The organism is Dysosmobacter sp. Phy (assembly GCF_054476235.1).
This window is the reverse complement of sequence record NZ_CM136997.1, coordinates 2,887,024-2,912,677: the sequence shown is the minus strand read 5'-3', so window position 1 is coordinate 2,912,677 and position 25,654 is coordinate 2,887,024. Positions and strand designations below refer to the sequence as shown.

Genomic DNA, 25,654 nt, shown 5'->3' with positions numbered 1-25,654 from the left:
CCAACAGGGGACGCCGCTTTTCTGCGCGCCGGAAGGCGCGCTTCGCCGCCCGGACAGGAGAGGACCGGGGAGACGGCAGAGATCTCACCGGCCCTGTGCCTGGATGGTTTCCATAATATCAAAGCGGCGTCCCGTTTTGGGACGCCGCTTCAGCTGCATCGGTTTCCGCGCTCTCCGCGCAGTAGGTCTTGTACAGTTCCGCGTGGTCGTAGATGGCCCGCCAGGAGCTGTACGCGTCGGCGGTGACGCAGAGGTACTGGTGGCCGTCCGGAGCCTGGGCCCAGCTGGCGGCGCAGTTGCCGGACTGGACCACATAGCCGGTCTTGGCGCCCATGACGGTCAGTCCGCCGGTGTCCTTGTCCTCGATCCGCCGCAGGAACCAGTTGGAGAGGACCTGTCCCTCCGGATGGTCCGTGGTGGGGGCGGTCTCGTAGGTATGGGCGCCCAGCACCTCCCGGCACAGATCGTTGCCCATGGCGGCCTCCAGAATGGCGGCCATGTCGGAGACGGTGCAGGCGTGGGCCTCGTCAAACAGTCCCACACAGTTGGTGAAGTGGGCGGTGTCGGAGAGGCCCAGCTCCTCCAGCTTGTCATTCATCATTTCCACAAAGGCCTTGTGAGATCCGGCCACATAGGTGGCAAGGCCCACGGCCGCGTCGGCGCCGGAGGGGAGGATGGTGCCATAGAACAGCTCCCGGACAGTGACGGTCTCGTCCACCATCAGCCCAACCACGCTGCACCCGTTGACATAGCAGTAGTCGGTGATCTCCCGGGTCATGGTGAAGGTGTCGTCCAGATCGGCTTCCTCGATGGCCTCGGCGGCCACCAGGACGGTCAGGATCTTGGTCATGGAGGCGGGATAGATCACCGTGTCCGCGCCCTTTTCCGCTAGGATCTCATGGCTGTCCAGGTCGATCAGCACCGCGTAGACGCTGGGCAGCTCCTCGCCCAGCTGAACGGTGCCATCGGTGGCGGTATAGCCGGAGGGGGCCTGCGGTTCCTCTGCCACAGGCGGCTCGGCGGAAAAACTCTCTTCGGCCGCCAGATCAATACCGGCCACTTCCTCTTCCTCCGGGGTGTGGCCGGCCTTGCTGCCCAGCAGCAGGCTCACAGCCAGCACCGCCACCAGGGCACAGGGTAGGAAGATCTGCAGCTGTCGCCGCCGCCGGGCCCGCAGCTTGGCCTTTCGGGCCTCCTGCCGCGCCCGTCGGCGGGCAGCCCGCTCTTCTTCAGTGAATACAGAGGTATATTGCTCATCCATGGCAAGGCTCCTGTCCTGGGATATGATCGTTTCCATTATAGCAGAAACTGTCGAAAAATACAGAGGCAATTTCCTTCCGGCGGGCTTTTTTTGCGGCTTTCCGGAAATTCCCAACATTCCGCTGTCGGGTCAAGTCCTTTTCGCATAGCCTGAGGTAAGATCAGACTTGGAGGGGAGCGTATGGCTCTGGTAACGAATTTCTTTCTGGGCGCCAACAGCGGCGAGGGCTTTCAGAATCTTTTTTCCCAGATCACGGATCTGGAGGATACCTATGACCTGATGGTGCTCAAGGGCGGCCCCGGTGTGGGGAAGAACACCTTCATGCGGGAGATTGGCCGCGCCATGGAGGCGGCAGGGACGCCGGTGGAGTACCTGTGGTGCTCTGGGGACCCGGACTCTCTGGACGGCGTTGTGCTGCCGGATCTGCGGTGCGCCGTGGTGGACGGCACCAGCCCCCATGTGGTGGAGCCCCGGTATCCGGCAGCAGTGGACCGGTATGTGGACCTGGGCAGGTTTTACGATCTGACCGCCGCCAAGGCCGCGGCCGGAGAGGTGAAGACCCATACCCACGCTTATCAGGCGGCCTATGTCCGGGCCTACCGGAACCTGAAAGCCGCCCGGCAGGTGGAGCTGGACGCCTTTGCTGCGGTGCGCCGCGGCTTTGACGCCGACCGTGCCCGCCGTCGGGTGGAGGGGATTCTCTCCCGGGAGCTGCGGCAGAAGGGGGAGCAGAGCGGCCGCACGGTCCGCCGCTTTCTGGGCAGCGTCACCTGGCAGGGCTATGTCTGGCGCTTTGACAGCGTGGATGCCCTGTGCTCCCGGGTCTATGAGTTTGCCGACAGCGCGGAGCTGGCGGGTGAGCTCTTTACGCAGATCCGCGCCCGGGCGGCGGAGCGGGGGTGGGACACCATCGCCTGCTGCGCCCCGGAGGAGCCGGAGCGGATCGAGCACCTGCTGATCCCGGGGCTGGGCCTGGGCTTTATCACCTCCCGGCCGGGCATGGAGTACGGGCGGCGCCCCTACCGCCGGGTGCGGCTGGACGCCATGGCGGAGCAGCGGGAGGGCCGCGCTCGGCTGCGCTTCCAGACCCGCATGGCGGCACTGCTGCGGGAGGAAGGCATCGCTGCCCTCCGGGAGGCCAAGGCCTCCCACGATGCCCTGGAGGCTGTCTACAACCCCTATGTGGACTTTGACGGGGTGCGGACCCTGGCGGCCCTGGAGGCGGGGCGCCTGCTGAGCTGGCTGTGAGGGGTTTCCCTCCGGCTCCGGCTGTGGTATAATCCCTGCAAAGTGAGGTAGGCCCATGGCGTGGAAATTTGTGGATATGGAGCGGGACCCCCGCCGGGAGCAGTTTGCGTACTTCCGGGATTTTGCCAACCCGTACCTGGGTGTCACGGCGGAGGTGGATGTGACGGAGGTGCTGGACTGGACCCGGCGGACGGGGACCAGCTTTTTCCTGGCGGTGCTGTACGCCGCCGTCCGGGCGGCCAACGCCGTGCCGGAGCTGCGGCGCCGCCTCCGGGGCGGGGAAGTGGTGGAGTACGACCAGTGTCCCTCCTCCCACACGGTGGCCCTGCCGGACGGCAGCTACTGCTACTGCCGCCTGACGGCGGACCGGCCGCTGATGGAATTTTTGCCCTATGCGGCGGCGGAGCAGGCCCGGGCCGCCGCGGAGCCCACTCTGGAGGACGGGGCGGAGAGTGAGAGCCTGCTGTTCGTCTCCTGCCTTCCCTGGCTGCGCTACACGGCCCTGACTCAGCCCACGCCCGCCCCGGCGGATAGCAATCCCCGGATCACCTGGGGGCGGTACGGCCTCCGGGAGGGGCGGACGGTGCTGCCGGTGACGCTGCTGGTCCACCACGCCCTGGCGGACGGGCGTCATGTGGCCCGGTTCTACGAGGAGTTGGAAAGAGAGCTGGCCCGGATCCCACGGCAATAAGAAAACAGCGGCACGCGTATGACGCGTGCCGCTGTTGGTTTGCAGTTGGATCAGACGTGGATACCGCCCACGAAGTATGTATTGTAATAACCGCTGGTCAGATCGCTGATGATCACGCCGCCGCTGGAAGAAGAGGAGGAGTGGATGAACTGACCGTTACCGATGTAGATGCCGGCGTGAGAGCAGGCCTTGCCGGCGTTGCGGGCGGGATCGTTGAAGAACACCAGGTCGCCGGGCTGCAGGGCGCTGATGCCCCAGATCCGGGTACCCAGACCGCTCTGCCACTGGCCAGTGGCGGTGTGGGGCAGGGAGTAGCCGTACTGTTTGTAGATGTACATGGTGAAGCCGGAGCAGTCAAAGCCGCTGGGGGAGGCGCCGCCGTAGACATAGCGCACGCCCAGATACTGCTTAGCGGTGGCCACGATATCGCTGTTGTCAGAAGCAGACTCCGTCAGGTCCAGGAAATCGCTGCGGATGTAGCCTTCGGTGCCGTATTCGCAGGTGACGTCGTACCAGCCGTCCACCAGGGCATTAACGGTGACAATGGTGCCCTCGTCCACGGTGGCGAGAGAACTGCTCTCAGTAGAGGGATCAGAGCGGACATTGACGCCGCTGGCGTTGACCCGGCCGTAGGTGGTGAAGATATTGTCCTGATCCACAGTCAGGTAGTCACCGGAGACATAGCCGGTATTGCCGTTATAGCTGATCTTGTACCAGCCGTCGATGCTGTCGTCCAGAATGGCAACCGCCACACTCTTGTCCAGAGTGGTGACGATGGAGGAATCCGTAGAGGCCTCTGCCCGCATTCTCAGGGAAGAACCGGTGGTGCAGCCCGCTCCGATGGCGATTTCACCTTCCGCTGCCAGGGCGGTGGCGCCCAGCAGAAATACGGATAAACCGGAGATCAGAGCAACTTTGACTGCCTTACCTGCAAAATGTGTCATGGGGGTGTACGCTTCCTTTCGTCGTTCTTTTGTATCGCGTGGGGAAGTGGGGCCGCTTACTTACCGGCCAGAGCACGGTCCAGCCAGACGGCGGCCACGTCCATGGCGGCATACAGGCTGTCTTTTTCGCTTTTTTTGACCACCCGGTCCCGGGACTTCAAGTCCGGATCCGTCAGCTGCAGCTGAACGGAGACCTTGGTGGCCACCTCCAGATCCTGTTCCTTCTTGGTGTCCAGAATCTGCATCATGATGATATATTTCTCAGCCATCGTCCCGTAGTAGATCAGGTTTTCGACCCGGCGGAGAGGATGGCCCTTGTACATCAGACCTTCCGCTTTCGCGGACTTGGTTTCTGCCATGGAAACACTCCTTCAAAAAGTTTGTAACCGAATTGTAACAGAATTTTTCCGTTTTGTCAACAATGGGTAACAGGCGATGACGAAAAAACTTCCGCTCCACCGAAAAACCTTGAAATTTCAGTGGGTTGTATCAATGAAAAGGTTACGAAAAAGGAAAAAAGCGGCATAGCGGCAGTTTGAAAATAACCTGAATCGGGAAAGGTGAGAGAAAAGCCTCCGGGCCGGTCCCGGGGAGAGGAGGAGCCGATGAAACGATCACAAGAGATGGGATGCAGCTGCCTTTCCTGGGCAGCGGAGGAGGGCGGACCCCTGTGGGGGCGGAACTTCGATCTGAACTGTCTGCCTCCGGATACCCAGGTGACCTTTCTGCCGCCGGGGACGGTCTATGGCGGCGCTCTGACGGCCCGCTGGGGCGCCGTGGGCGTGGGGACCCTGGCGGTGCCGGGGATGCCCATGCTGTACGAGGGGGTCAACCAGATGGGCCTCATGGGCGGCCAGCTGAACTACCGGGGCTTTGCCCATTATCCGGAGACGGTCCGGCCCGGTACCGTTCCGCTGCCGCCGGGTGGAGCGGTGTACCATCTGCTGGCCCGGTGCGCCAGCGTGGCGGAGGTGGTGGAGGTACTGGAACGGGAGGTGACCATCGCCGCCCTGCCGCTGCTGGGGGCGGTGCCCACGGTCCACTGGGCCTTCACCGACGGGACCGGGGAGAGCGTGGTCATCGAGCCGGAGGCGGAGGGGCTGCGGATCTGCCGGGACGCCCTGGGAGTTATGACCAACAGCCCCGGCTATCCCTGGCAGCGGACGAATCTGCTCAACTACGCTGCCGTCCGGGACCTGGACCGGGGGCCCGCGGCGCTGGCGGAGGATCTGGTGCCCTGCTTCTCCGGCACCGGCGGCCAGGGTCTGCCCGGGGACTGGAGTTCGCCCTCCCGGTTCGTGCGGCTGGCCTTCCTGCGGCGCTACGCCCAGCCCGGCCGCACCGAGGCCGAGGGGATCGCCCGACTGCTGCGGCTGCTGCAATCCGCCGCCTTCCCTCTGGGCGCGGTGCGGTTGGAGGAGGACCCGCCCTGGGAGTACACCCTTTATACCGCCGCGGCCTGCGCCCGGTCCCGGCGGTTCTACTGGACCACCTATCACAGTCAGCGGGTGCGGTATGTGGATCTGCCCCGGCTGGTGGAGCGGGGTGTCCTGGCCCGGTTCCCCCTGGAGGCGGAGCCGGACTTTCTGGATATCACGGAAGCGCCTCTTGCATTCCCGTCTGACCGGGTGTAGAATTCCATGGTGCAGATACAAGTATAATGTGAGGTGTGTTCGGTGAAGAGAAGGGGACTGTGGTGGAAAATTCCGACGGCGGCGCTGGCACTGGTGCTGGCGGCGGTGCTGGGTTATCTCTGCTACGCCCTTCTGACCTATTACCGGGTGGAGGACTGGCAGACCCTGACCGTCAACGGCCAGGGCGGCGGCCCGGCGGAGACGGACCGGAGCTACAAGCTGCTGTCCTACAACATCGGCTTCGGGGCGTACAGCCCGGACTACGGCTTTTTCATGGACGGCGGGGACTACTCCCGGGCGTTTTCCGAGGAGGCCGCCCGGGCCAATGTGACCGGCGCCCTGGAGACGGCGGCGGGCCAGGCCCCGGACTTCGTCTTTTTGCAGGAGGTGGACGCCGACGCCACCCGCAGCTACCATGTGGACGAGCAGCAGATGGCGGCGGAGGCCCTGGGCGGAGACATGGCCTGGGTCACCGCCCAGAACTATGACTCCCCGTACCTGCTCTGGCCTCTGACCTGCCCCCACGGGGCGTCTCGCTCCGGCATCATGACCTTTTCGGCCTGCGAGGTCACCGGCTCCGTCCGCCGGACCCTGCCGGTGGAGACGGGGCTGACCCGGTATCTGGATCTGGACCGGTGCTACACGGTCACCCGGGTGCCGGTGGCGGATGGACGGGAGCTGTGCCTCTACAATGTGCATCTGTCGGCCTACACCTCCGACGGCACCGTGGCCACGGAGCAGGTGAAGCTGCTGGCAGCGGACATGGCGGCGGAGTACGCCGCCGGGAATTACGCCGTCTGCGGCGGCGACTTCAACAAGGACCTGTGGGAGGACTCCGCCGCGGTGTTCGGCGTGGCGGGGGAGGGCCAGACCTGGGCCCAGCCCTTCCCGGAGGAGCTGCTGAGCGGCGGCATCCGCCTGGAGGTGCCGGACGCCGGCGCGGCGAATCCGGTCCCCAGCTGCCGCAACGCCGACGGGCCCTATGTGCCCGGTGAGAGCTTCGTGCTGACGGTGGACGGCTTCCTGGTCTCCGAAAACGTGACGGTGGAGGCCGCCTCGGTGGTGGACACCGGCTTCGCCTGGTCGGACCACAATCCGGTCCTGCTGACCTTCCGGCTGGAGCCGTGACCGGCTTTTCAAAAGTTTTGCGAAAAATGAAAATTGGGTGTTGACATTTCGGGATCATCTTGCTATACTAGTCCATGTTCTGAGCGCGGGAAACCAAGAAAACCGCCGGAACGCATATGGGGGTATAGCTCAGCTGGGAGAGCGCTTGAATGGCATTCAAGAGGTCAGCGGTTCGATCCCGCTTATCTCCACCAACGAAAACTGAATATGGAATGTGGGGGTATAGCTCAGCTGGGAGAGCGCTTGAATGGCATTCAAGAGGTCAGCGGTTCGATCCCGCTTATCTCCACCAACAAAAGGCACACGGTTTCGTGTGCCTTTTGTTTTTTCCGGATACATTATATAAATAACATCCCCGCCGCCCATTCCGGCGGCGGGGATGTGCGGTTTCAGCAGTCCGGGTGCTGGATGCGCTCCTTGACGGTCTGGGCCTCCTCCGGGCTCACCAGCAGCCGCACCAGCTCCAGTCCCAGGTCGATGGCGAAGCCCAGGCCCCGGCTGGTGGTGAAGGGGCCGTCGGTGACCACGCCCTCCATGGTCCAGGTGCCGCAGGGCACCTTGTCCCGCCAGGTGGGATAGCTGGTGGCGGTGCGCCCGGTCAGCAGCCCCAGGCCGCCCAGGACGCTGGGCGCGGCGCAGATGGCGGCGATCCGGTCGCCCCGGGCGGCGGAATCTTTCAGCAGGGCGGCGAGACCTTCGTGGGCCGTCAGGTTTTCCACGCCCTTGCCGCCGCCGGGCAGGAACAGCGTGTCGCCGGGCAGGACCTCTGTCTCCTCAAAGAGCCGGTCCGCCAGGACTGTGATGTTGTGGGAGCCGGTGACCTCCCGGCGGCCCATGATGGACACCGTCTCCACATGAATGCCGCCCCGGCGGGCGATGTCCACCACCGCCAGGCACTCCACCTCTTCCATTCCGTCCGCCAGGAAGGCGTACAGTTTGCTCATGATCGTTCCTCTTTATCTTTTTATAATATCTTTTCTCTCAAAGCAGGGTTCTTGCCGCAGTGACCGCGCAGTCCAGGGCGAACAGCGCCGCCAGGACCCGGAACGCCCTGGTCCGCAGCCGGGGGCTCATGGCGCCCACCAGCTTTTCAAAGAGGGGCTGCAATACCAGCAGAAAGAGCAGTCCGCCCAGACCGAAGCGGACGGAGGGGGACAGAGCGATGCGGCCCTGGAAGTTGATGCCGTAGTTCACATAGGTCTGCCAGGGCCAGGCGCCGGTCAGGGCCTCCAGAATGTAGCTGGTGACCAGCTCGATGGCGGTAGCCACCGCCATGCAGCCTACGAACAGTGCCAGCGGCCGCACCACCCAGCGCAGCAGCACGCCGCCCTCCTTTTTCAAAAGCCAGCCGAAGCACAGCAAAAAGGCCAGCGCCCCCACGCCGTAGACCGGGCAGTAGGGACCCAGCAGCACGCCCCGGTCAGAGTAGCCCCAGCGGTAGACCACCACCTCCAAAAACACCTCATAGGCCCAGCCGATGACGGAGTACAGCAGGAAATACAGAAACAGCGCCTGAACAGCCTCCTGTCGGGACTGGGGCTCGAATCGTCTCATGAAAAATTCTCCCTTCCTTGTCGTGGCACCATTCTACCATGCCGGCGCCGGATGCGCAAGGCTCGTTCTACCGGAAGTAGATTGCCTTTTCGGGCCGGAACCGGTATGATGAGGGCAAGAGGTGAGGACGATGCGGGAGGAACGGGAGACCGTGGGCGCCCTGATCCGCCGGGCACGGCAGGACAGGGGCTTGACCCAGCGGCAGCTGGCGGAGCGGCTCCATGTGACGGACAAGTCCGTCAGCAAGTGGGAGCGGGACGTGTGCCGGCCGGACGTGGCACTGCTGGAGCCCCTGGCCGAGGCTCTGGGCCTGGGCGTTTTGCAGCTGGTGACCGGCCAGGCGGCGCCGGAGGCGGAGGATGCCGCCCGGCGGCTGGCGGATACCTCCGTAAAGGAGATCCGCCGCAAGGCCCGACGGGTGAGCGCCCGCTGGCTGGCGGTCCTGGGCGCGGCCCTGGTCCTGGCGGTCTGGGCACTGGCCTCCATGGGTTACCGCTTCACCGCCGAGGCCGCCGCCCGGCAGGGACTGTTCTCCGGCCGGGAGACGGCCCAGGTGCTGCTGGAGCAGCCCCTGGGCGGCTATCAGCTCTTTTTGTTCTCCGACGGGGACAGCGGCACCTACCGGACGACGCTCACGGAGCGGTGGGGTCCCCTGTGGCGGCCCCTGGGCGTGGAGGTCCGGGCGGAGACCACGGGGCAGGCCATGGAGGGCCTGGGCGGGCTGACGCTGAACGACGACTGGGGCTGTACGCTCTTCCGCTGCGACGACCCGGCGGTGGAGACCGTGGAGGTGTATCTCACCTCCGATCGCAAAAATAACGTCACCCGGAAGGCCGAGACCGGAGAGATCCAGCTCCTCGTGTGGACGGCGGATCTGAACCGGGAGATCTGGCCGGACGAAGAGGGCGTGGAGGGACAGCGGACCGTCTCCTTCACACCCACTGCCGTGGCCTTGGATGGGGCGGGGAACGTCCTCTGGCATCTGGATATGCCCATGATCGGAGACAGGGTCTACGCCAGCCTCTACCGCTGGTGGCCGGGCCCGGAGGGGGAGTGGCCGGGCTTCGAGGAGGCTCTGGCGCAGCAGGAGGCGTCGTCCGGCCCCTTCTGAAGAACATACGAACGCATGGCGGGACCGCAAATGGGCGGTCCCGCCGCCTTTTGGGTGACAAATCCCGCGGAATGTGGTACAATATCACGAGCCGCTTCGCGGGCGGCGGATCAAGCGCAAGACCGGCGGCCCGGACCGGGCGGCGCCGGAAGGATAAGGAGAGGACCCCATGAACGATTATTTCCAGCCCCAGCTGACGGAGGACCAGCTCCGTGCCATCAGCTCCATCGGCCTTGCCCATATGGGAGACGCGGTGTTTGAGATTTTGGTGCGTGCCTGGCTGTGCGCCCATGGCAAGGCAACGGGCAAGGGCCTTCACCAGGCCACCGTGGCCCTGGTGCGGGCGGAGTCCCAGGCGGAGCGGGCGGAGCGGATCCTGCCCCTTCTGACCGAGGAGGAACAGGCGGTGTTCCGCCGGGGCCGCAACGCCCAGGTCCACACCATCCCGCCCCATGCCAGCCGGGCCCAATACGCCCAGGCCACGGCTCTGGAGGCGTTGCTGGGCTGGCTGTACCTGCGGGGACAGCGCCAGCGGATCAACGAGCTGTTCTGCGCGATGATGGAGGAGTAAGACCATGCCTTTGGATGCAATCTGTTTACAGGCGGTGGTGCAGGAGCTGCGGCCGCTGCTGATCGGGCAGCGGATCGACAAGGTCCAGATGCCCACCCGGGACCAGGCGGTGCTGACGCTGCGGGCCGGGCGGCTGCTGCTCAATGCCGGAGCCGGGGCGCCCCGGCTCCAGATGACGGCCCTGGCCCGGGAGAACCCGGCGGAGCCGCCCATGTTCTGCATGCTCCTGCGCAAGCATCTGGTGGGCGCCCGGGTGGCGGACATCACTCAGCCGCCGCTGGAGCGGCTGGTGCGGCTGGAGCTGGACAGCGCCGACGATTTCGGCCGCCCCGGCCACCGGACGCTGGTGCTGGAGGCCATGGGCCGCCGGTCCAACCTGATCCTGCTGGACGAGGAGGGCCGGGTCATCGACTGCCTGCGGCGGGTGGACGCGGAGATGTCCGCCGCCCGGCAGGTGCTGCCGGGCCTTTTCTACCTGCCGCCGGCCTCCCAGGGCCGCCTGCCGGTGACGGAGGAGACGGAGGCGGGGTTCCGGGAGAAGCTGGACGCCGCTCCGCCGGAGCAGAAGATCGACGCCTTTTTGCTGGACAGCTACTTCGGCGTCTCGCCCTTAATTGCCCGGGAACTGGCTTTCCTGGCCGCCGGGGAGACCGACGGGCGCCTCTTCGGCCTGGGGCCGGAGGGAGAGGCGCGGCTGTGGGCAGAGCTGGAACGGCTCGTGGCGGACATCCGGGAAAACCGCTTCACGCCGGTGGGACTGAAGCGGAACGGGGAGCCCCTGGACTACTCCTACCGGTCCATCCGCCAGTACGGCGATGCCGCGGAGCAGGTGACCTATCCCAGTTTTTCAGACCTGATGGACGACTTCTATGCCCAGCGGGAGCGGGCGGAACGGCTGCGCCAGCGGGGCGCGGACCTGACCCGGGCCGCCTCCACCGCCCGGGACCGGCTGCGGCGAAAGCTGGCCGCCCAGGAGAAGGAGTATGCCCAGACCCAGGAGCGGGACCAGCTGCGGCTGTACGGCGAGCTGATCACCGCCAACCTCTACCGCATGGAGCGGGGACAGCGGACGCTGGAGGCGGAGAACTACTACGATCCCCAGGGCGGCACCGTGACCGTGCCCCTGGACCCGCTGCTGACGCCCCAGCAGAACGCCGCCAAGTACTATAAGCGCTACAACAAGGCCAAGACCGCGGAGCGATACCTCCGGGAGCAGATGGACATTGCACGGCGGGACCTGGAGTATCTGGGCAGCGTGCTGGAGGAGCTGGAGCGGGCGGAGAGCGACCAGGACTTCTCCGACATCCGGGAGGAGCTGCGCCAGGCGGGCTTTTTGCGCAAGCAGGGGAAGAAGCAGATCTCCCGCCCGGCCCGGCCCCTGGAGTTCCGCACCTCCGCGGGGCTGCGGGTCCTGGTGGGCCGCAGCAACCGACAGAACGACCGCCTGACCCACGACGCGGACCGCCGGGACCTGTGGTTCCACACCCAGAAGATCCACGGCGCCCATGTGATCCTCTGCACCGGCGCTCAGGAGGCGGACGAGGCCTCCATCCGGGAGGCGGCAGGGCTTGCCGCCTGGTATTCCCAGGCAAAGCACAGCGCCAACGTCCCTGTGGACTGCACGGCGGTGAAGAACGTGAAAAAGCCCGCCGGTGCCCGGCCGGGCATGGTGACCTACACCAATTTCCGCACCGTGTACGTGACGCCGGAGGAGGCGGAGGTTCGCCGTCTGAGCCAACTATAAAAAATTTATAAAGTTTCTGTAAAAAAAGCAGGCTGTATTGTGCAATACAGCCTGCTTTTTTCTCCTTTCCGCTCGAAAGGCGGGGCTCTTTTTGTGATAAATGACGCTTGTAAATTCCCGGAAAAGGTTTAAAATGAAGGCTCATATAGAAGGAAGCAAACGCTTGCGAAAACCGGCGGCTGCCGGAGAAGAGAGGAGCTTACCATGTCATATCACTATTTGCTGGACCTGGCGCTGATTCTGGCCAGCACCAAGGTGCTGGGAATTGTGACCCGGAAATTTCAGATGCCACAGGTGGTGGGCGCACTGCTGGCGGGCCTGATCCTGGGCCCCGCCATGCTGAACGTCCTGACGGAGACGGAGTTCCTGACCCAGCTGAGCGAACTGGGCGTTATCGTATTGATGTTCTCCGCCGGCATGGGCACTGACATACAGGAACTCAAGCACAGCGGCGGCGCGGGCTTTCTGGTGGCGCTGCTGGGCGTACTGGTGCCCCTGGTCATGGGTACGGGTCTGGCCTGGGCTGCCGGACAGGGCGGACTAGTGCCGGACGGCGGCTTCCTGGAGGATGTATTCGTGGGCACCATCCTGACCGCCACCTCTGTCAGCATCACTGTGGAGACGCTGAAAGAGCTGGGCAAGCTGGATACCAAGGTGGGCAACACCATCCTGGCGGCGGCACTGATCGACGACGTTCTGGGCCTGATCGCTCTGACCATTGTCAGCAGCGTGGCCGGCGGAGACGAGAGCATTTTGCTGGTGCTGGGAAAGATCGTGCTGTTCTTCCTGTTCTCCGGTGTAGTGGGCTTTGCGGCCAATCGCCTGTTCCGCTGGATGATGGCTCTGGAGCACCAGCGCAATCTGCGGCGGTATCCGGTGTTGGCTTTCGTGCTGTGTCTGCTGATGGCCTACTGTGCCGAGCACTTCTTTGGCGTGGCGGACATCACCGGCGCCTATATCGCGGGCCTGGTGATCTCCTGCACCCCCAAGGCCGACTACATCCAGTCCAAGTATGAGCCTCTGAGCTACCTGCTGCTGACACCGGTGTTCTTTGCCTGCATCGGCATCAATGCCCGGGTGGACGGCATGGACGGTCCGCTGGTACTGTTTGCCGCGGCGCTGCTGGTGGTGTCCGTGATCTCCAAGCTGGTGGGCTGCGGCTTGGGCGCCAGGCTCTGCCGATTTACCGGCCGGGAGAGTCTCCAGGTGGGCGTTGGCATGGTATGCCGGGGTGAAGTGGCACTGATCGTGGCCAACCGGGGACTGTCCCTGGGGGTACTGTCGGCTACCATGATGACGCCGGTTATCATCACGGTCATTGGCGGCACGATTTTGACGCCGGTGCTGCTGAAGCTGGTGTTCCGCAGTGAGAAGGAGACGCAGGCTCAGCAGACCAGACTGATTGACCACTATGATAAGATGCGGCAGCTGGATCTGGTATCGGAGCAGCTGCTGGATCGTGACCGGGCACTGATGGACCAGGGAGAGGAACAGCAGGAGCGGAAATAACGCAGAGGGGGGACCGAAACTCGGTCCCCCCTCTTTCTATGCGGTTGGATGTGCTCAGGCGGTATGGGCGTGCCCTGTCTCCTCGCCGCTGCGGAACAGCAGTGTGATGCACCACAGGCCCGCCAGACCCACCAGGGCATAGATCACCCGGGAGAGGACCGCCATCTGGCCGCCGAAAAGGAAGGCCACCGTATCAAAGCCAAACAGGCCGATGCCGCCCCAGTTCAGAGCGCCGATGATGGCCAGTGTCAGCGCGATCTTGTCGATTACCATGCGTTTTACCTCCAATCTTGCCTTTCGGTAAGGATTTGCCCATAGTGTGCCCAACCGAAAAACGGAGTATGCAGCGCCGGCGCCAACGGCAAAATTTATAAATCTCGTTGAAATGAAGGGACGGGATATTGTATAATCAGCGTAACGGCGGAGCCTGTGGACGGTATCCATTGGATAGCCGGTGCCGCAGCTGCGCAAATCACAGACACATAAAGGAGACACTATGAATATTGTATGCTTGGACATGGAGGGCGTCCTGGTTCCGGAGATCTGGATCGCCTTCGCGGAGGCCAGCGGGATCCCCGAGCTGCGCCGCACCACCCGGGACGAGCCCGACTACGATAAGCTGATGCGCTGGCGCCTGGGCATTTTAAAAGAGCACGGTCTGGGCCTGAAGGAGATCCAGGCCACCATCGCCAAGATCGATCCCCTGCCCGGCGCCAAGGAGTTTCTGGACGAACTGCGCTCCGTCACCCAGGTCATCATCCTCAGCGACACCTTTGAGGAGTTTGCCAAGCCCCTGATGGAGAAGCTGGGTTGGCCCACCATTTTCTGCAATTCTTTGGAGGTGGCCCCCGACGGGGAGATCACCGGCTTCAAAATGCGCTGCCAGCAGTCCAAGCTGACCACGGTGAAGGCCTTGCAGTCCATTGGCTACGAGACCATCGCCGCAGGCGACAGCTACAACGATCTGGGCATGATCCAGGCCAGCAAGGCTGGATTCCTGTTCAAGAGCACGGAGAAGATCAAGGCCGACCACCCTGAGCTGCCCGCCTACGAGGAGTTCGGCGAGTTCCTGGCTGCCATCAAGGCCGCGCTGTAACAGTGAAAAAAGGCGGATGCCATGGAGGGATGGTTTTGGCCTGCTGTAACGGAACTGTTCGGAAAGCCGATTTTCTGCCTCTATACGCTGCCGGCCATCCTCTGCGGCCTGGGCGTCCTCGCATATATTATTATCAAGACCATTCAGGAATTTCGAAAAAAATAACAGAAAGGGAGATGCCGCATGAATCCGACCTTTGAGAAGCTGGGCTTCTATCCCGCCGACATCCTGCTGCCCAAGGAGGCGGATATGACCAAGTGGGCTGTGGTGGCCTGCGACCAGTTCACCTCCCAGCCGGAGTACTGGGAGGCCGTGGATAAGACCGTGGGCGGCGCGCCCTCCACGCTGCGGCTGATCCTGCCGGAGGCCAAGCTGAACGGCCCCAACGTGGACGGCGACATCGCCGCCATCAACGCCGCCATGCAGGACTACCTGGATAAGGGTGTGTTCAAGACATTGTCCGAATCCCTCATCTACATTGAGCGCACCCAGTCCGACGGCAAGGTCCGCCACGGCCTCATCGGCATGGTGGATCTGGACCAGTACGACTTCACCCCCGGCTCCGGCGCCCTGATCCGGGCCACCGAGGGCACCGTCCTCTCCCGCATCCCGCCCCGGGTGAAGGTGCGGCAGGACGCCCCCATCGAGCTGCCCCATGTGATGCTGCTGATCGACGACCCGGACCGCACCGTCATTGAGCCCCTGACTGCCGCCAGCGGCGCCATGGAGGCACTGTACGACTTCGACCTCCAGCAGGGCGGCGGCCATTTGAAGGGCTGGAAGCTGACGGACGCCCAGATGGACGCCGCGGCGGCGGCCCTGGAGGGCCTCTGCGCCGAGAGCGAGATGGAGAAGAAGTACGGCATGAAGGGCGTTGCCCCGCTGCTCTTTGCCGTGGGCGACGGCAACCACTCCCTGGCTACCGCCAAGCAGTGCTATGAGAACCTGAAAAAGGTCACCCCGGAGAGCGAGTGGGCCAGCCTGCCCGCCCGGTACGCCCTGGTGGAGGTGGTCAACAACCACGACGACGCCCTCCAGTTCGAGCCCATTCACCGGGTCCTCTTCGACGTGGACCGGGAGGCCTTTATGGCCGCGTTCCGAGCCGCCTATCCCAACGCCCACGAGGGCAGGGGCGAGGGCCACGTCATCGAGGTGGTCTGGGAGGGCCACGACGGTTTCATCACCGTGCCGGATCCCAAGGTCCAGCTGGCGGTGGGCACTCTCCAGGCCGTCATCGACGATTATCTCAAGGCCCACGGCGGCGAGGTGGACTACATCCACGGCGACGAGGTCACCAAGGATCTCGGCTCCAAGCCCGGCAACATGGGCTTCCTGCTGCCCGCCATGGGCAAGGAGCAGCTGTTCAAGACCGTCATGGCCGACGGCGTGCTGCCCCGCAAGACCTTCTCCATGGGCCACGCTCAGGACAAGCGCTACTACGTGGAGGCCCGGAAAATCAAGTGAAGTGCAGTCCCCGCGACTGCTGCGGCACCGTGAGCTTCGGTTCGCGGTGCCGCTTTTTTCCGCTGCCGGGCTTTTCCCGCGGCGGCGGACGTGCTATACTGAGCAAAAACACGGGCCGCAGCCCGGAGGAGGAGCCTATGCGGACGCTTTCCCTGACAGCTTACGCCAAAGTGAACCTGGCCCTGGATATCCTGGGCCGCCGGGACGATGGCTACCACACCATGCGCATGGTGATGCAGGCCGTCTCCCTTGGGGATACCGTCACCGTCACGGAGACGGCGGGGGGCTTTGCCCTGCTGGCGGAGGGCCTGGAGCTGCCGCCGGACCGCAAGACCATGGAGCAGCAGGCGGCGGAGGCATTTTTCGCCGCCCTGGGCCGCCCGGTGCCGGGGCTGGAGGTGCGCCTTGAAAAAAAGGTGCCCGCCTACGCAGGCCTTGGCGGCGGCAGTGCCGACGTGGCGGCGGTGCTGCGATGCCTGCGGCGGCTGTACTGCCCGGAGATGCCGCTATCAGAGCTGGAGGCCGTGGGGGCCCGGGTGGGCAGCGACGTGCCCTTCTGCCTCCGGGGCGGCACGTGCCTGGCGGAGGGCAGGGGGGAGGTCCTGACGGACCTGCCGCCGCTGCCGCCGTGCGAGATCGTGCTGTGCAAGCCGGACTTCGGTCTGCCCACTCCGGCCCTCTTTGCCCGGGTGGACGGCGGCGACCTGGGTCGGCGCCCCGACGTGGACGGCATGGCCGCCGCTCTGGCCCGGGGGGACCTGGACGCTGTGGCTGCCCGGCTGGGCAACGTTTTTGAGACGGTGCTGACCGGGGAGGAGGGCGCCGCCGTGGCGGATATCCGCCGGACGCTGCTGGACTGCGGCGCCCTGGGCACCGTGATGAGCGGCTCGGGCCCCACGGTGTTCGGCCTCTTTCGGGACGCCGCGGCGGCCCGGGAGGCGGCGCGGACCCTCTCGGAGCGGTACGCCCAGACGTATCTGGCCCGGCCGGTACAAAAATTTCCAGAAACGGTATAAAATCCGCGCCCTCTGTCCATCCTTGTGACAAGGATCCCCTGCGGGACCTACATAGCAAAGGATGGATACCGTATGAAAACGAAACAGCAGCCTGCCGGGCGGAAACTGCACCGGCTGGAGATCGCCCTTTTGATCGGCCTGGCCGCGGCCCTGACCTGGGGGGCCTGGAGCCTCAGCACCCAGCGGGAGCTGGCGGACCGGGTGGTGCGGCTCCACGTGCTGGCCAACTCCGACTCGGAGGAGGACCAGGCGCTGAAGCTGACCGTCCGGGACCGGATCTTGGAGGTGGCGGAGCCGGTGCTGGAGGTCTCCGCCGACCGGGAGGAGGCCAGAGCTGCCCTGGAGGCGGCACTTCCGCAGCTGGAGCAAACGGCGGAGGAGACCATCGCCGCCGCCGGGTATGACTACGCCGTCACCGCCAGTCTGGAGGAGACGGAGTTTCCCACCCGGGAGTACGACGGCTTTTCCCTGCCCGCCGGAGAGTATCTGGCGCTGCGGGTGGTCATCGGCGCCGGGGAGGGGCAGAACTGGTGGTGCGTGGTGTTCCCGCCCCTGTGCGCCGCGGCGTCGGAGGACGTGCCGGCGGTGGCCGTGGCGGCGGGTCTAAGCGAGGACCAGGTGTCCCTTATCACGGAGGCCGACCAGGGCTACGTGCTGAAATTCAAGGCGGTAGAGCTGTGGAGCGCTCTGCGGCAGAAGCTGGAGGGCTGACCGCCCCGAACCAAAAGAGGGCAGACCCAAACGGGTCTGCCCTTTTTGCGTTCTCAGGCGGCCAGATAGAACCACAGGGGGATGGACAGGATCAAAATGACACCGCACAGCGTCACGGTGATGACGAAGGCCAGGGGATGGCGGGTTTTGAAGTCGTTCATGAGACACCTCTCCTTCGATGATATGTAGATGCGATCACCGGGCCAGGTAGGCGCCGATATCGAAGTCCAGCAGTTTCGTGTCCCCTTTGAGATACAGGGGGTGGTGGGGCTGCCCGGATTTGAGCAGAGGTCCGGCGGTGAACCAACGGGCGCCGGCGGCGCGGCCGTCGGCGGCGAAATCCCGCATACAGTCCATGAGATAGTCCCGCTTTAAAATAATGTTGCCCCAGGCGGCCCACACTGCCGGACGCTCCGACAGGGACAGCAGATACCGGAAGGCCCTGCGGTTCTCGGCGTGAAGGACCGGGTTCAGCGTGGGCTCCATATCGTCGGGCCGGGTGGCCCGCTGGGCATAGACGTTGAACATCAGGAAGCTGTCGTACCCGTTGGCCAGGGCGATCCGCTGGGCGGACTGGAGGGTGGGGTCCAGGGCGTCCGGCGCGGCGGTGGAGGGGTTGATGCCCACGCAGATCAGGGGCTTTTCTCCCCGGGTGCCCAGGATGTAGCGGTACTCGGAGTAGCGGTTGGGCACGTAGAGCCAGCGGCTTACGTCGTAGTCGGGACTGGGCTGTAAGGCTGCGGAAAGGGCCTGGTCAAAGGGCTCCAGCTCCAGATCGCCGGTGGGTCCCTGGGGAATGTGCATGGGAGGTCCTCCTCTCCGGCGGGGGCGCCCGCCGCGTTTTCCCCATTGTACCATACCGCCGCCCGCCGCGCACCCCTTTTTTCGACGCCGGACAAAAAAGAGGGTGCAGGGCAGGGCCGGATATGCTACAATATCCTCTGAACAAAACCGACGGAAGGGAGGGCTCGCCGTGCTGACCATTCTCATGGGCCGGGCCAAGACGGGAAAATCGGACTGGGTCCTGGAGCGTATCCGCGCCCAGGGGGACCGGGGCCGCCAGATCCTGCTGGTGCCGGAGCACGCCTCCCACCAGGCGGAGGTGGACCTGTGCCGCTTCTGCGGCGATACCGCTAGCCGCCACGCCGAGGTCCTCAGCTTCCGCCGTCTGAGCGAGCGGGTGCTCTCCGTTACCGGCGGCGCCGCCCAGGTGACGCTGGACGCCGGCGGCAAGCTGCTGACGCTGCAAAAGGCTCTGGGCGAGGTGGCGCCGGAGCTGCGGGTCTACCGCCGCCCCTCCCGGAAGGCCGCCTTTTTGCAGCAGCTGCTGGACCTGTTCGATGAGCTGCGCTGCTATGAGGTGGATCCCGCCGCCCTGGACGCCCAGGCCCGGGAGATGGAGAGCGGCGCCACCCGGGATAAGCTCCTGGACCTGAGCCTGCTGTACGCCGCCTACGAGGCCCGGCTCCTGCGGCCGGGCCTGGACGCCCGGGACCGGATGAGCAAGCTCTGTGACCACCTGGAGGCGTCCGCCTACGCCGTGGGGAAGGACGTCTACCTGGACGGCTTCACCTACTTCACCGCCCAGGAGCGGCGGGTGCTGGAGATCCTGCTGCGGCAGGCCAGGAGCGTCACTGTGACCCTGCTGGGGGAGCCGGACAGCCGCGAGGAGATGTTCGAGGCCTCCCTGCGCACCAAAGAGCAGCTGGTGCGCCTGGCCCAGCGGGCCGGGCGGCCCTGGGAGGCGGTCACGCTCACCGGCGGGGATGACACGCCCCTGGGCCACCTGGAGCGGTATTTTTTCGGGACCTTGGCCCCTTACGGGGGAGACCTGGGCGGCGCCGTCCGCATCCGGGAGGCGGACACCGCCTTCTCTGAGGTGGAGCAGACAGCGGCGGACATCCGGCGCCTCACGGCGGCGGGGAAGTGCCGCTACCGGGACATCACCGTGGCCGCCGCCTCCATGGGGGATTACGAGGGCATCATCCAGGCGGTGTTCCCCCGGTACGGCATCCCCGTGTACCTCAGCCGCCGCAGCGACATGCTGGAAAAGCCGGTGTGGAGTTTGGTGACCGGGGTGCTCTCGTCCCTGGAGAACGGCTTTGAGTACGAGGATATGTTCCGCTGGCTGAAAACGGGCCTGGCGGGATTGACGGCCGAGGAGTGCGACCTGCTGGAAAACTACGTCCTCAAGTGGGAGATCCACGGCCGGATGTGGCTGCGGGACGTGGACTGGACCGACAACCCCGACGGCTACGGCGCCCCCTGGGACGAGCGGCGCCAGGCCCGGCTGGATGCGGTCAACGATCTGCGCCGCCGGGTGCGGGAGCCCCTGGAGCGGCTTTGGAACGGTCTGAAAGCCGGAGAGACGGCGGGGGAGAAAGTCAATTCCCTTTACAGCTTTTTGGAGGAGCTGGGGCTGCAATCGGCCCTGGAGGCACAGATGCGCGCCCAGGCTGACGCGGGCCGGATGCAGGAGGCGGAGGAGACCGCCCAGCTGTGGGAGATCCTCTGCGGCATCCTGGACCAGTTCGTGGAGATCCTGGGGGACGAGCCCATGAAGCTGGAAGAGTTCAGCCGGCTGCTGCGGCAGGTGGCCTCCCAGTACAGCGTGGGGACCATCCCGGTGTCGCTGGATCAGGTCAGTGTCAGCGGCATCGACCGCAATGACCGCCACACCGCCAAGTACCTGTTTCTCCTGGGGGCCAACGACCATGTACTGCCCGCGGCGGGCCAGAGCGGCGGCATCCTCAACGAGGACGACCGGGAGGCCCTGGCCCTGCGGGGCATTCGGCTGGCCCCCAGCGGCATGGATCAGATGGGCATTCAGCTGCAAAACCTCTACGCCGCCCTGGCCCAGCCCACCCGGGGCCTGACGGTCAGCTACCCGGTCAGCGACGTGACCGGGGCGGAGCTGCGCCCGGCCTTCGTGGTGGAGCGGCTGCGGGCGCTGTTCCCCGGCCTGGCGGTCGAGCGGGAAAGTGCTGAGAAGGAGTATCGCTTTACAGCGATTCAGCCTGCGCTGGAGGCTGCCGGGACCGACCCCGGCGGCCCCCTGTGGCGGCACTTTGCGGAGGACCCGGATTGCGCAGAGCGGCTGGCGGCCATGGAGCGGGCGGCCTCCGCCCGCCGGGGGAAGCTCTCCCGGGCGGCGGTCCAGACCCTCTACGGCAGCCGTATCAGCATGACCGCCTCCCGGGCGGAGCGGCTGCGCAGCTGCCACTTCGCCTACTTCATGGAGTACGGTCTCCGGGCAAAGCCCCGCCGGACGGCAGCCTTCGACGCCCCCCAGATCGGCACGTTCCTCCACTACCTGCTGGAGAACGTCACCCGGGACGTGCTGGCCATGGGCGGCTTTGCCGCTGTGGAGGAGGAGACCCTCCACGCCCTGACGCAGCAGTACATCGACTGCTACGCCCGGGAGGAGCTGCAGGGCCTTGACGGCCGGACCGCCCGGTTCCGCTATCTCTTCGCCCGGCTGCGGAATACCGCCTTTGCCATCGTGGACCAGATCGCCCGGGAGATGCGCTGTTCGGACTTCGTGCCCCTGGCCTTTGAGCTGAGCTTCGGAGACCAGGGAGAGCTGCCGGCGGTGACCATCAGCGAGCCCGACGGGGAGCTGCGGATCGGCGGCAAGGTGGACCGGGTGGACGGCTGGGAAAAGGACGGAAAGCTGTATCTCCGGGTGGTGGACTACAAGTCCGGCCGGAAGGCCTTCGACCTCTCCGCCGTGAAGATGGGCCTGGACATCCAGATGCTGCTGTACCTCTTTGCCCTGGAAAAGGAGGGCAAGGCCCGGTTCGGCCGGGACATCGAGCCCGCCGGCGTGCTGTACTTCCCGGCCCGGGACGAGCTGCTTCCGGCGGAGCGGAACATCACGCCGGAGCAGCTCCAGAGTGAGCGGGACAAGCAGCTGCGCCGCACGGGACTGCTCCTGGCGGAACCGGAGGTGCTCCAGGCCATGGAGCACGAGGCATTGACCCAGCCCCGGTATCTCCCCGTGCGGGTGAGCCGGGACGGGGCGCTGGGCGGCAGCCTGGCCTCCGCGGCTCAGCTGGGGAAGCTGGGACAGTATGTGGAAAAGCTGGTGGGGCAGATCGGACGGGAGGTCCGGGAGGGAAACATCGACGCGGACCCCTGCTGCCGCAGCGAGGAGGACAGCTACTGCCGCTTCTGCGACTGGGCGTCGGCCTGCCACTTCCAGGACGGCCGGGACCGGGACCGCCTGCGGTGGATTTTGCCGGTGAAGCCGGAGGAGTTCTGGCAGGCCGTGGAAGAGGAGACGGCGCCGGAGGTGCCGTGACGGCGGAGGGACTATGCCGGCACAACGAGGAGAGGAGGAGGTCCCATGGCAAAGGTGAAACTGACCGACCAGCAGCGCGCCGCGGTGGAGGACCGGGGCGGAGCGCTGCTGGTGTCCGCCGCCGCCGGCTCCGGCAAGACCAAGGTTCTGGTGGAGCGGCTGTTCCGGTATGTGACGGAGGAGCGCCGGAACCTGGACGACTTCCTCATCATCACCTACACCCGGGCCGCCGCGGCGGAGCTGCGGAGCAAGATCGCCGCGGAACTGAACAAGCGCCTGGGGGAGGACCCCGGCGACGGACGCCTCCGGCGGCAGCTGATGCGGGTGTACCAGGCGGACATCAAGACCGTGGACGCCTTCTGCACGGCGCTGCTGCGGGAGAATACCCACCTGCTGGCCCGGGAGGAGGACCGCCACGCCCTGACGCCGGACTTCCGGGTCCTGGACGAGGCCGATGCGGACCTGCTCCGCCGCCGGTGCCTGGGCCGGGAGCTGGAGGAGTTTTATGGAAACCTGGATGAGGGCGGCGCGGCGTTGGCGGACACTCTGGGCGCCGGCCGGGACGACAGCCGCCTGGAGGAGCTGGTGCTGGAGCTGTATGGAAAGCTCCAGAGCCACGCCTCCCCGGAGGGATGGCTGGAGAAGAGCCGGGCGGCCTGGGCGGACCTGCCCGCCGGGTTCGACGGAACGCCTTACGCCGCGGAGCTCCTGGCCCAGGTGCGCCGCCGGGCGGCCCACTGGGCGGCGCTGCTGCGGTCCGGCGCGGACCGGACGGCGGGGGATGAGGCACTGGAGCGGGGCTACGGGGAGAAGTTCTCCGTGGCCGCGGAGTGCTTCGACGCCCTGGCCGGGGCGGAGACCTGGGAGGCAGCCCGGGCGGCCAACGCCGCCGTGACCTTCCCCCGGCTGACCACCCCCAAGGGCCGCAAGGACGATGCGGACGTGGCGGCCCTCAAGCAGATCTGGGAGAACTGCAAGGCGGGCTGGAAGAAGCTGGGGGAGCCCCTGGGCGTCAGCGGGGAGGAGGCCATGGAGGACCTGCGGGCGGTGGCTCCGGCCATGGTGGCCCTGCTGGACCTGACGGCGCGCTTTGCCGAGCGTTACCGGCAGGAGAAGCTGCGGATGAACGCCGCGGACTTCTCCGACCAGGAGCACCTGGCCCTGGGCCTCCTGGTGGGCCCCGACGGGACCCCCACGGAGCTGGGCCGCCAGGTGGCGGACCGGTACGCGGAGATCCTGGTAGACGAGTACCAGGACACCAACGAGGTGCAAAACGCCATCTTCCGGGCCGTGTCCCGGGAGGGGAAGAACCTCTTCACCGTGGGCGACGTGAAGCAGAGCATCTACCGCTTCCGCCTGGCGGACCCCACCATCTTTCTGGACAAGTACAGCCGCTACAAGACCCGGGGCGAGGCCGCCGAGGGCGAGCCAAGGAAGCTGCTGCTGACGAAGAACTTCCGCTCCCGGCAGGAGGTGCTGGACGGGGCCAACTTCGTCTTTTCCAACATCCTCTCTCCCCAGATGGGGGAGATGGCCTACGGCGACGACGAGTCCCTCCACTTCGGCGCAGAATACTATCCGGCCGCGGAGGGCTGCGAGACGGAGTTCCACCTGATCGCCGCCCAGCCCCGGGGGGCGGCGGAGGAGCGGCCCGTCCGCAAGCTCACCGCCGAGGCCCGCTTCGTGGCGGCGCGGATCCGCCGCCTGCTGGACGAGCCCTTCCTGGTCACCGGAGGGGACGGCGCCCGCCGCCCCTGCCGGCCGGAGGACGTGGTGATCCTGCTGCGCTCTCCCGGCAGCCGGGGCGCGGCCTACGCCCAGGCCCTGGCGGAGCAGGACATCCCCTGCGCCTTCCAGGAGAGCGGGGACTTCTTTGAGACCATGGAGATCTCTGTCATGCTGGCGCTGCTGGAGATCGTGGACAATCCCCGTCAGGACGTGCCCCTCATCTCCGTGCTGCGCTCGCCGGTGTTCGGCTTCACCCCCGACCGGCTGGCCGAGATCCGGGGCAGAGACCGGACCGGGGACTTCTACGACGCGGTCCGCGCCGACGGCGGGGAGGACTGCCAATTTTTCCTGGCCGCGCTGGAGGACCTGCGCCAGGCGGCCCGGGACCTGAGCGTCCACCAGCTGATCTGGACCATCTACGACCGTCTCAACGTCCTGGGCGTGTTCGGCGCCATGGACGACGGACCCCAGCGCCGGGAGAACCTGATCGCCCTGAGCGGTCAGGCGGAGCGGTTTGAGGCGGGGGGCTGCAAGGGCCTGTTCGCCTTCGTGACGGAGCTGCGGCGGCTGCTGGACCAGGGCCAGATACCGCCCACCAAGGGGCCCTCCGCGGTCTCCGGCGTGCGGCTCATGAGCATCCACAAGTCCAAGGGCCTGGAGTTCCCGGTGGTGATCCTGGCGGACCTGGACCACGCCTTCTCCCGGCAGGACTTTGATACGGCGGTGCTGGTGCACCCGACCCTGGGCCTGGGGCCCCGGCGGGTGGACCTGGAGCGGCGCATCCAGTATCCCACCCTGGCCCGCCTGGCCCTCCAGGAGAAGCTGCGGCGGGAGAACCTGGCGGAGGAGCAGCGGATCCTGTACGTGGCCATGACCCGGCCCCAGGAGAAGCTGATCCTGGTGGACGCGGTGTACCACGCCGGGACCCGGCTGAAAAAGCTCTGCGCCGTGGCCGGCTGTCCGGCGCTGCCGGAGGCGGTGGCGGAGGGCCGCAGTATGGGGGACTGGGTCCTGCTGCCCCTGCTGTGCCGCCCGGAGGCCGCGCCCCTGCGGGCCCTGGCGGAGCTGGAGCCGGAGAGACTGTACGTCGGGGAGGACCGGCCCTGGCAGGTTTTTGTTCACGACGCCGCCGATTACGCCGCCCGCCCGGCCCCGCCGGAGAGGGCGGCGGGGGAGACGGCGGAGGAGGTCTCCTTCGATCCGGCCCTGCTGGACTTCGTCTATCCCTTCCAGCGGGAGACCGCGCTGCCCGCCAAGGTCACGGCAACCCAGCTCAAGGGCCGGGAGCTGGACCAGGAGATCGCGGAAAACGCCGCCCACACGCCCTATCTGCGTCCGCTGCGCCAGCCCCTGTTCCGGCAGGAGCGCCGGGGCCTGACGGCGGCGGAGCGGGGCACCGCCACCCACCTGGCGCTGCAATACCTGGACTTCAAAAACCCCGACGCGGCGGGGCAGATCGAGGACCTGCGCCGCCGGGGGCTGCTGACCGACCAGCAGGCCGCCGCCGTGGATCCTGGGCAGCTGGTCCGCTTCCTGGAGAGCCCCCTGGCGGAGGAGATCCGCCGGGGTGGAAACCTCCTGCGGGAGTATCGCTTCACGCTGCTGATGGACGCGCGGGACTACGACGGCGCGGCTGCCGGCGGGGACCGGATGCTGCTCCAGGGCGTGGTAGACTGCTGCTTCGAGACGGCGGAGGGGCTGACGGTGGTGGATTTCAAGACCGACCATGTCCGCACGCCGGAGGAGGTCGCCCAGCGGGCGGCCCACTACCGGCCCCAGCTGGAGGCGTACAGCGGCGCTCTGGAGCGGGTGCTGGAAAAAAAGGTGGCCCGCCGGGTGCTGTACTTCCTGACCCCCGGCGAGACCGTGGAGGTCTGAGAGGCTCTTCCCGAAAAAAAGCCGCCGGAGCGTTTCGCTCCGGCGGCTTGATCGATTTTTGAA

General features: G+C 66.1%; 22 protein-coding genes and 2 tRNA genes. 17 read left to right on the top strand and 7 right to left on the bottom strand.

Annotation, left to right across the window (positions count from 1 at the left end):
- Nucleotides 1-118: 118 nt before the first annotated feature.
- Nucleotides 119-1,261 carry a D-alanyl-D-alanine carboxypeptidase family protein gene (locus ACVDHE_RS14485; protein WP_458884959.1) on the bottom strand — a complete coding sequence of 381 codons (1,143 nt, stop codon included), beginning with the start codon at nucleotides 1,259-1,261 and terminating at the stop codon, nucleotides 119-121.
- Between the two features lie 180 nt (nucleotides 1,262-1,441).
- Between ACVDHE_RS14485 and ACVDHE_RS14480 the strand changes: the two genes are divergently transcribed.
- Nucleotides 1,442-2,509, top strand: a complete 1,068-nt coding sequence (locus ACVDHE_RS14480) for a hypothetical protein (RefSeq protein ID WP_458884958.1) — start codon at nucleotides 1,442-1,444, stop codon at nucleotides 2,507-2,509.
- A gap of 55 nt (nucleotides 2,510-2,564) precedes the next feature.
- Nucleotides 2,565-3,200 carry a CatA-like O-acetyltransferase gene (locus tag ACVDHE_RS14475; protein WP_458884957.1) on the top strand — a complete coding sequence of 212 codons (636 nt, stop codon included), beginning with the start codon at nucleotides 2,565-2,567 and terminating at the stop codon, nucleotides 3,198-3,200.
- Nucleotides 3,201-3,250: 50 nt separating this feature from the next.
- Here ACVDHE_RS14475 and ACVDHE_RS14470 read toward each other — a convergent pair whose 3' ends face one another.
- Together ACVDHE_RS14470 and ACVDHE_RS14465 are read right to left on the bottom strand one after the other, a co-directional pair.
- Nucleotides 3,251-4,144 (bottom strand): C40 family peptidase, encoded by an 894-nt coding sequence (locus tag ACVDHE_RS14470; protein WP_213038667.1) that lies wholly within the window; start codon nucleotides 4,142-4,144, stop codon nucleotides 3,251-3,253.
- A gap of 56 nt (nucleotides 4,145-4,200) precedes the next feature.
- A complete protein-coding gene (locus ACVDHE_RS14465; protein WP_213038666.1) occupies nucleotides 4,201-4,503 on the bottom strand; it encodes a hypothetical protein in 303 nt (100 codons plus the stop codon).
- Nucleotides 4,504-4,749: 246 nt separating this feature from the next.
- Between ACVDHE_RS14465 and ACVDHE_RS14460 the strand changes: the two genes are divergently transcribed.
- The 4 genes from ACVDHE_RS14460 to ACVDHE_RS14445 all read left to right on the top strand — a co-directional run bounded on the left by ACVDHE_RS14460 (nucleotide 4,750) and on the right by ACVDHE_RS14445 (nucleotide 7,198).
- Nucleotides 4,750-5,778, top strand: a complete 1,029-nt coding sequence (locus ACVDHE_RS14460; RefSeq protein ID WP_458884956.1) for a linear amide C-N hydrolase — start codon at nucleotides 4,750-4,752, stop codon at nucleotides 5,776-5,778.
- 42 nt (nucleotides 5,779-5,820) lie between these two features.
- Nucleotides 5,821-6,906 carry an endonuclease/exonuclease/phosphatase family protein gene (locus tag ACVDHE_RS14455; RefSeq protein WP_458884955.1) on the top strand — a complete coding sequence of 362 codons (1,086 nt, stop codon included), beginning with the start codon at nucleotides 5,821-5,823 and terminating at the stop codon, nucleotides 6,904-6,906.
- Nucleotides 6,907-7,024: 118 nt separating this feature from the next.
- Nucleotides 7,025-7,100 (top strand) — tRNA-Ala (locus ACVDHE_RS14450).
- 22 nt (nucleotides 7,101-7,122) lie between these two features.
- Nucleotides 7,123-7,198, top strand: a tRNA-Ala gene (locus tag ACVDHE_RS14445).
- A 97-nt stretch (nucleotides 7,199-7,295) separates the two neighbouring features.
- Here the strand turns inward: ACVDHE_RS14445 and ACVDHE_RS14440 are convergent.
- Both ACVDHE_RS14440 and ACVDHE_RS14435 read right to left on the bottom strand, forming a co-directional pair.
- Nucleotides 7,296-7,850, bottom strand: coding sequence for a DJ-1 family glyoxalase III (locus ACVDHE_RS14440; protein ID WP_418724958.1), 555 nt, complete (start codon nucleotides 7,848-7,850; stop codon nucleotides 7,296-7,298).
- A gap of 37 nt (nucleotides 7,851-7,887) precedes the next feature.
- Complete coding sequence (locus ACVDHE_RS14435) at nucleotides 7,888-8,460, bottom strand: putative ABC transporter permease (protein WP_458884954.1); 573 nt, start codon at nucleotides 8,458-8,460, stop codon at nucleotides 7,888-7,890.
- Nucleotides 8,461-8,590: 130 nt separating this feature from the next.
- On the opposite strand from ACVDHE_RS14435, the gene ACVDHE_RS14430 reads away from it, so the two are divergent.
- From ACVDHE_RS14430 to ACVDHE_RS14415, 4 genes are all read left to right on the top strand, one after another.
- Complete coding sequence (locus ACVDHE_RS14430) at nucleotides 8,591-9,571, top strand: helix-turn-helix domain-containing protein (protein WP_458884953.1); 981 nt, start codon at nucleotides 8,591-8,593, stop codon at nucleotides 9,569-9,571.
- Between the two features lie 169 nt (nucleotides 9,572-9,740).
- Complete coding sequence (locus ACVDHE_RS14425; RefSeq protein WP_213038660.1) at nucleotides 9,741-10,142, top strand: Mini-ribonuclease 3; 402 nt, start codon at nucleotides 9,741-9,743, stop codon at nucleotides 10,140-10,142.
- Between the two features lie 4 nt (nucleotides 10,143-10,146).
- Nucleotides 10,147-11,886, top strand: coding sequence for an Rqc2 family fibronectin-binding protein (locus ACVDHE_RS14420; RefSeq protein WP_325224329.1), 1,740 nt, complete (start codon nucleotides 10,147-10,149; stop codon nucleotides 11,884-11,886).
- A gap of 204 nt (nucleotides 11,887-12,090) precedes the next feature.
- Nucleotides 12,091-13,395, top strand: coding sequence for a cation:proton antiporter (locus ACVDHE_RS14415; RefSeq protein ID WP_213038658.1), 1,305 nt, complete (start codon nucleotides 12,091-12,093; stop codon nucleotides 13,393-13,395).
- Nucleotides 13,396-13,449: 54 nt separating this feature from the next.
- On the opposite strand, the gene ACVDHE_RS14410 is transcribed toward ACVDHE_RS14415, so the two are convergent.
- A complete protein-coding gene (locus ACVDHE_RS14410; RefSeq protein ID WP_213038657.1) occupies nucleotides 13,450-13,668 on the bottom strand; it encodes a DUF378 domain-containing protein in 219 nt (72 codons plus the stop codon).
- A gap of 223 nt (nucleotides 13,669-13,891) precedes the next feature.
- Here ACVDHE_RS14410 and thrH point away from each other — a divergent pair, with 223 nt between their 5' ends.
- The 5 genes from thrH (at nucleotide 13,892) to spoIIR (ending at nucleotide 17,682) form a co-directional block, all read left to right on the top strand.
- Nucleotides 13,892-14,491 carry a bifunctional phosphoserine phosphatase/homoserine phosphotransferase ThrH gene (gene thrH / locus ACVDHE_RS14405; protein ID WP_213038656.1) on the top strand — a complete coding sequence of 200 codons (600 nt, stop codon included), beginning with the start codon at nucleotides 13,892-13,894 and terminating at the stop codon, nucleotides 14,489-14,491.
- A gap of 21 nt (nucleotides 14,492-14,512) precedes the next feature.
- Nucleotides 14,513-14,656, top strand: a complete 144-nt coding sequence (locus ACVDHE_RS14400; RefSeq protein ID WP_213038655.1) for a hypothetical protein — start codon at nucleotides 14,513-14,515, stop codon at nucleotides 14,654-14,656.
- Nucleotides 14,657-14,674: 18 nt separating this feature from the next.
- Nucleotides 14,675-15,955, top strand: coding sequence for a DUF1015 domain-containing protein (locus ACVDHE_RS14395; protein WP_213038654.1), 1,281 nt, complete (start codon nucleotides 14,675-14,677; stop codon nucleotides 15,953-15,955).
- A gap of 137 nt (nucleotides 15,956-16,092) precedes the next feature.
- Nucleotides 16,093-16,971: a 4-(cytidine 5'-diphospho)-2-C-methyl-D-erythritol kinase gene (gene ispE, locus ACVDHE_RS14390; RefSeq protein WP_458884952.1), complete on the top strand. Its 879-nt coding sequence runs from the start codon at nucleotides 16,093-16,095 to the stop codon at nucleotides 16,969-16,971.
- Between the two features lie 72 nt (nucleotides 16,972-17,043).
- A complete protein-coding gene (gene spoIIR / locus ACVDHE_RS14385) occupies nucleotides 17,044-17,682 on the top strand; it encodes a stage II sporulation protein R (RefSeq protein WP_325224339.1) in 639 nt (212 codons plus the stop codon).
- A 195-nt stretch (nucleotides 17,683-17,877) separates the two neighbouring features.
- Here the strand turns inward: spoIIR and ACVDHE_RS14380 are convergent, their stop codons facing one another.
- Nucleotides 17,878-18,486: a DUF1643 domain-containing protein gene (locus ACVDHE_RS14380; protein WP_325285212.1), complete on the bottom strand. Its 609-nt coding sequence runs from the start codon at nucleotides 18,484-18,486 to the stop codon at nucleotides 17,878-17,880.
- Nucleotides 18,487-18,655: 169 nt separating this feature from the next.
- Between ACVDHE_RS14380 and ACVDHE_RS14375 the strand changes: the two genes are divergently transcribed.
- On the top strand, nucleotides 18,656-21,985 hold the full coding sequence (locus tag ACVDHE_RS14375) for a PD-(D/E)XK nuclease family protein (protein WP_458884951.1): 3,330 nt from the start codon (nucleotides 18,656-18,658) through the stop codon (nucleotides 21,983-21,985).
- A gap of 45 nt (nucleotides 21,986-22,030) precedes the next feature.
- Nucleotides 22,031-25,591, top strand: a complete 3,561-nt coding sequence (addA, locus tag ACVDHE_RS14370) for a helicase-exonuclease AddAB subunit AddA (protein ID WP_458884950.1) — start codon at nucleotides 22,031-22,033, stop codon at nucleotides 25,589-25,591.
- The last annotated feature ends 63 nt before the right edge of the window (nucleotides 25,592-25,654 follow it).

Bases quoted from the DNA above. Each gene is read 5' to 3' on its own strand.
- ACVDHE_RS14485 (WP_458884959.1), bottom strand. From the start codon at position 1,261: ATGGATGAGCAATATACCTCTGTATTCACTGAAGAAGAGCGGGCTGCC.
- ACVDHE_RS14480 (WP_458884958.1), top strand. From the start codon at position 1,442: ATGGCTCTGGTAACGAATTTCTTTCTGGGCGCCAACAGCGGCGAGGGC.
- ACVDHE_RS14475 (WP_458884957.1), top strand. From the start codon at position 2,565: ATGGCGTGGAAATTTGTGGATATGGAGCGGGACCCCCGCCGGGAGCAG.
- ACVDHE_RS14470 (WP_213038667.1), bottom strand. From the start codon at position 4,144: ATGACACATTTTGCAGGTAAGGCAGTCAAAGTTGCTCTGATCTCCGGT.
- ACVDHE_RS14465 (WP_213038666.1), bottom strand. From the start codon at position 4,503: ATGGCAGAAACCAAGTCCGCGAAAGCGGAAGGTCTGATGTACAAGGGC.
- ACVDHE_RS14460 (WP_458884956.1), top strand. From the start codon at position 4,750: ATGAAACGATCACAAGAGATGGGATGCAGCTGCCTTTCCTGGGCAGCG.
- ACVDHE_RS14440 (WP_418724958.1), bottom strand. From the start codon at position 7,850: ATGAGCAAACTGTACGCCTTCCTGGCGGACGGAATGGAAGAGGTGGAG.
- ACVDHE_RS14435 (WP_458884954.1), bottom strand. From the start codon at position 8,460: ATGAGACGATTCGAGCCCCAGTCCCGACAGGAGGCTGTTCAGGCGCTG.
- ACVDHE_RS14430 (WP_458884953.1), top strand. From the start codon at position 8,591: ATGCGGGAGGAACGGGAGACCGTGGGCGCCCTGATCCGCCGGGCACGG.
- ACVDHE_RS14425 (WP_213038660.1), top strand. From the start codon at position 9,741: ATGAACGATTATTTCCAGCCCCAGCTGACGGAGGACCAGCTCCGTGCC.
- ACVDHE_RS14420 (WP_325224329.1), top strand. From the start codon at position 10,147: ATGCCTTTGGATGCAATCTGTTTACAGGCGGTGGTGCAGGAGCTGCGG.
- ACVDHE_RS14415 (WP_213038658.1), top strand. From the start codon at position 12,091: ATGTCATATCACTATTTGCTGGACCTGGCGCTGATTCTGGCCAGCACC.
- ACVDHE_RS14410 (WP_213038657.1), bottom strand. From the start codon at position 13,668: ATGGTAATCGACAAGATCGCGCTGACACTGGCCATCATCGGCGCTCTG.
- thrH (WP_213038656.1), top strand. From the start codon at position 13,892: ATGAATATTGTATGCTTGGACATGGAGGGCGTCCTGGTTCCGGAGATC.
- ACVDHE_RS14400 (WP_213038655.1), top strand. From the start codon at position 14,513: ATGGAGGGATGGTTTTGGCCTGCTGTAACGGAACTGTTCGGAAAGCCG.
- ACVDHE_RS14395 (WP_213038654.1), top strand. From the start codon at position 14,675: ATGAATCCGACCTTTGAGAAGCTGGGCTTCTATCCCGCCGACATCCTG.
- ispE (WP_458884952.1), top strand. From the start codon at position 16,093: ATGCGGACGCTTTCCCTGACAGCTTACGCCAAAGTGAACCTGGCCCTG.
- spoIIR (WP_325224339.1), top strand. From the start codon at position 17,044: ATGAAAACGAAACAGCAGCCTGCCGGGCGGAAACTGCACCGGCTGGAG.
- ACVDHE_RS14380 (WP_325285212.1), bottom strand. From the start codon at position 18,486: ATGCACATTCCCCAGGGACCCACCGGCGATCTGGAGCTGGAGCCCTTT.
- addA (WP_458884950.1), top strand. From the start codon at position 22,031: ATGGCAAAGGTGAAACTGACCGACCAGCAGCGCGCCGCGGTGGAGGAC.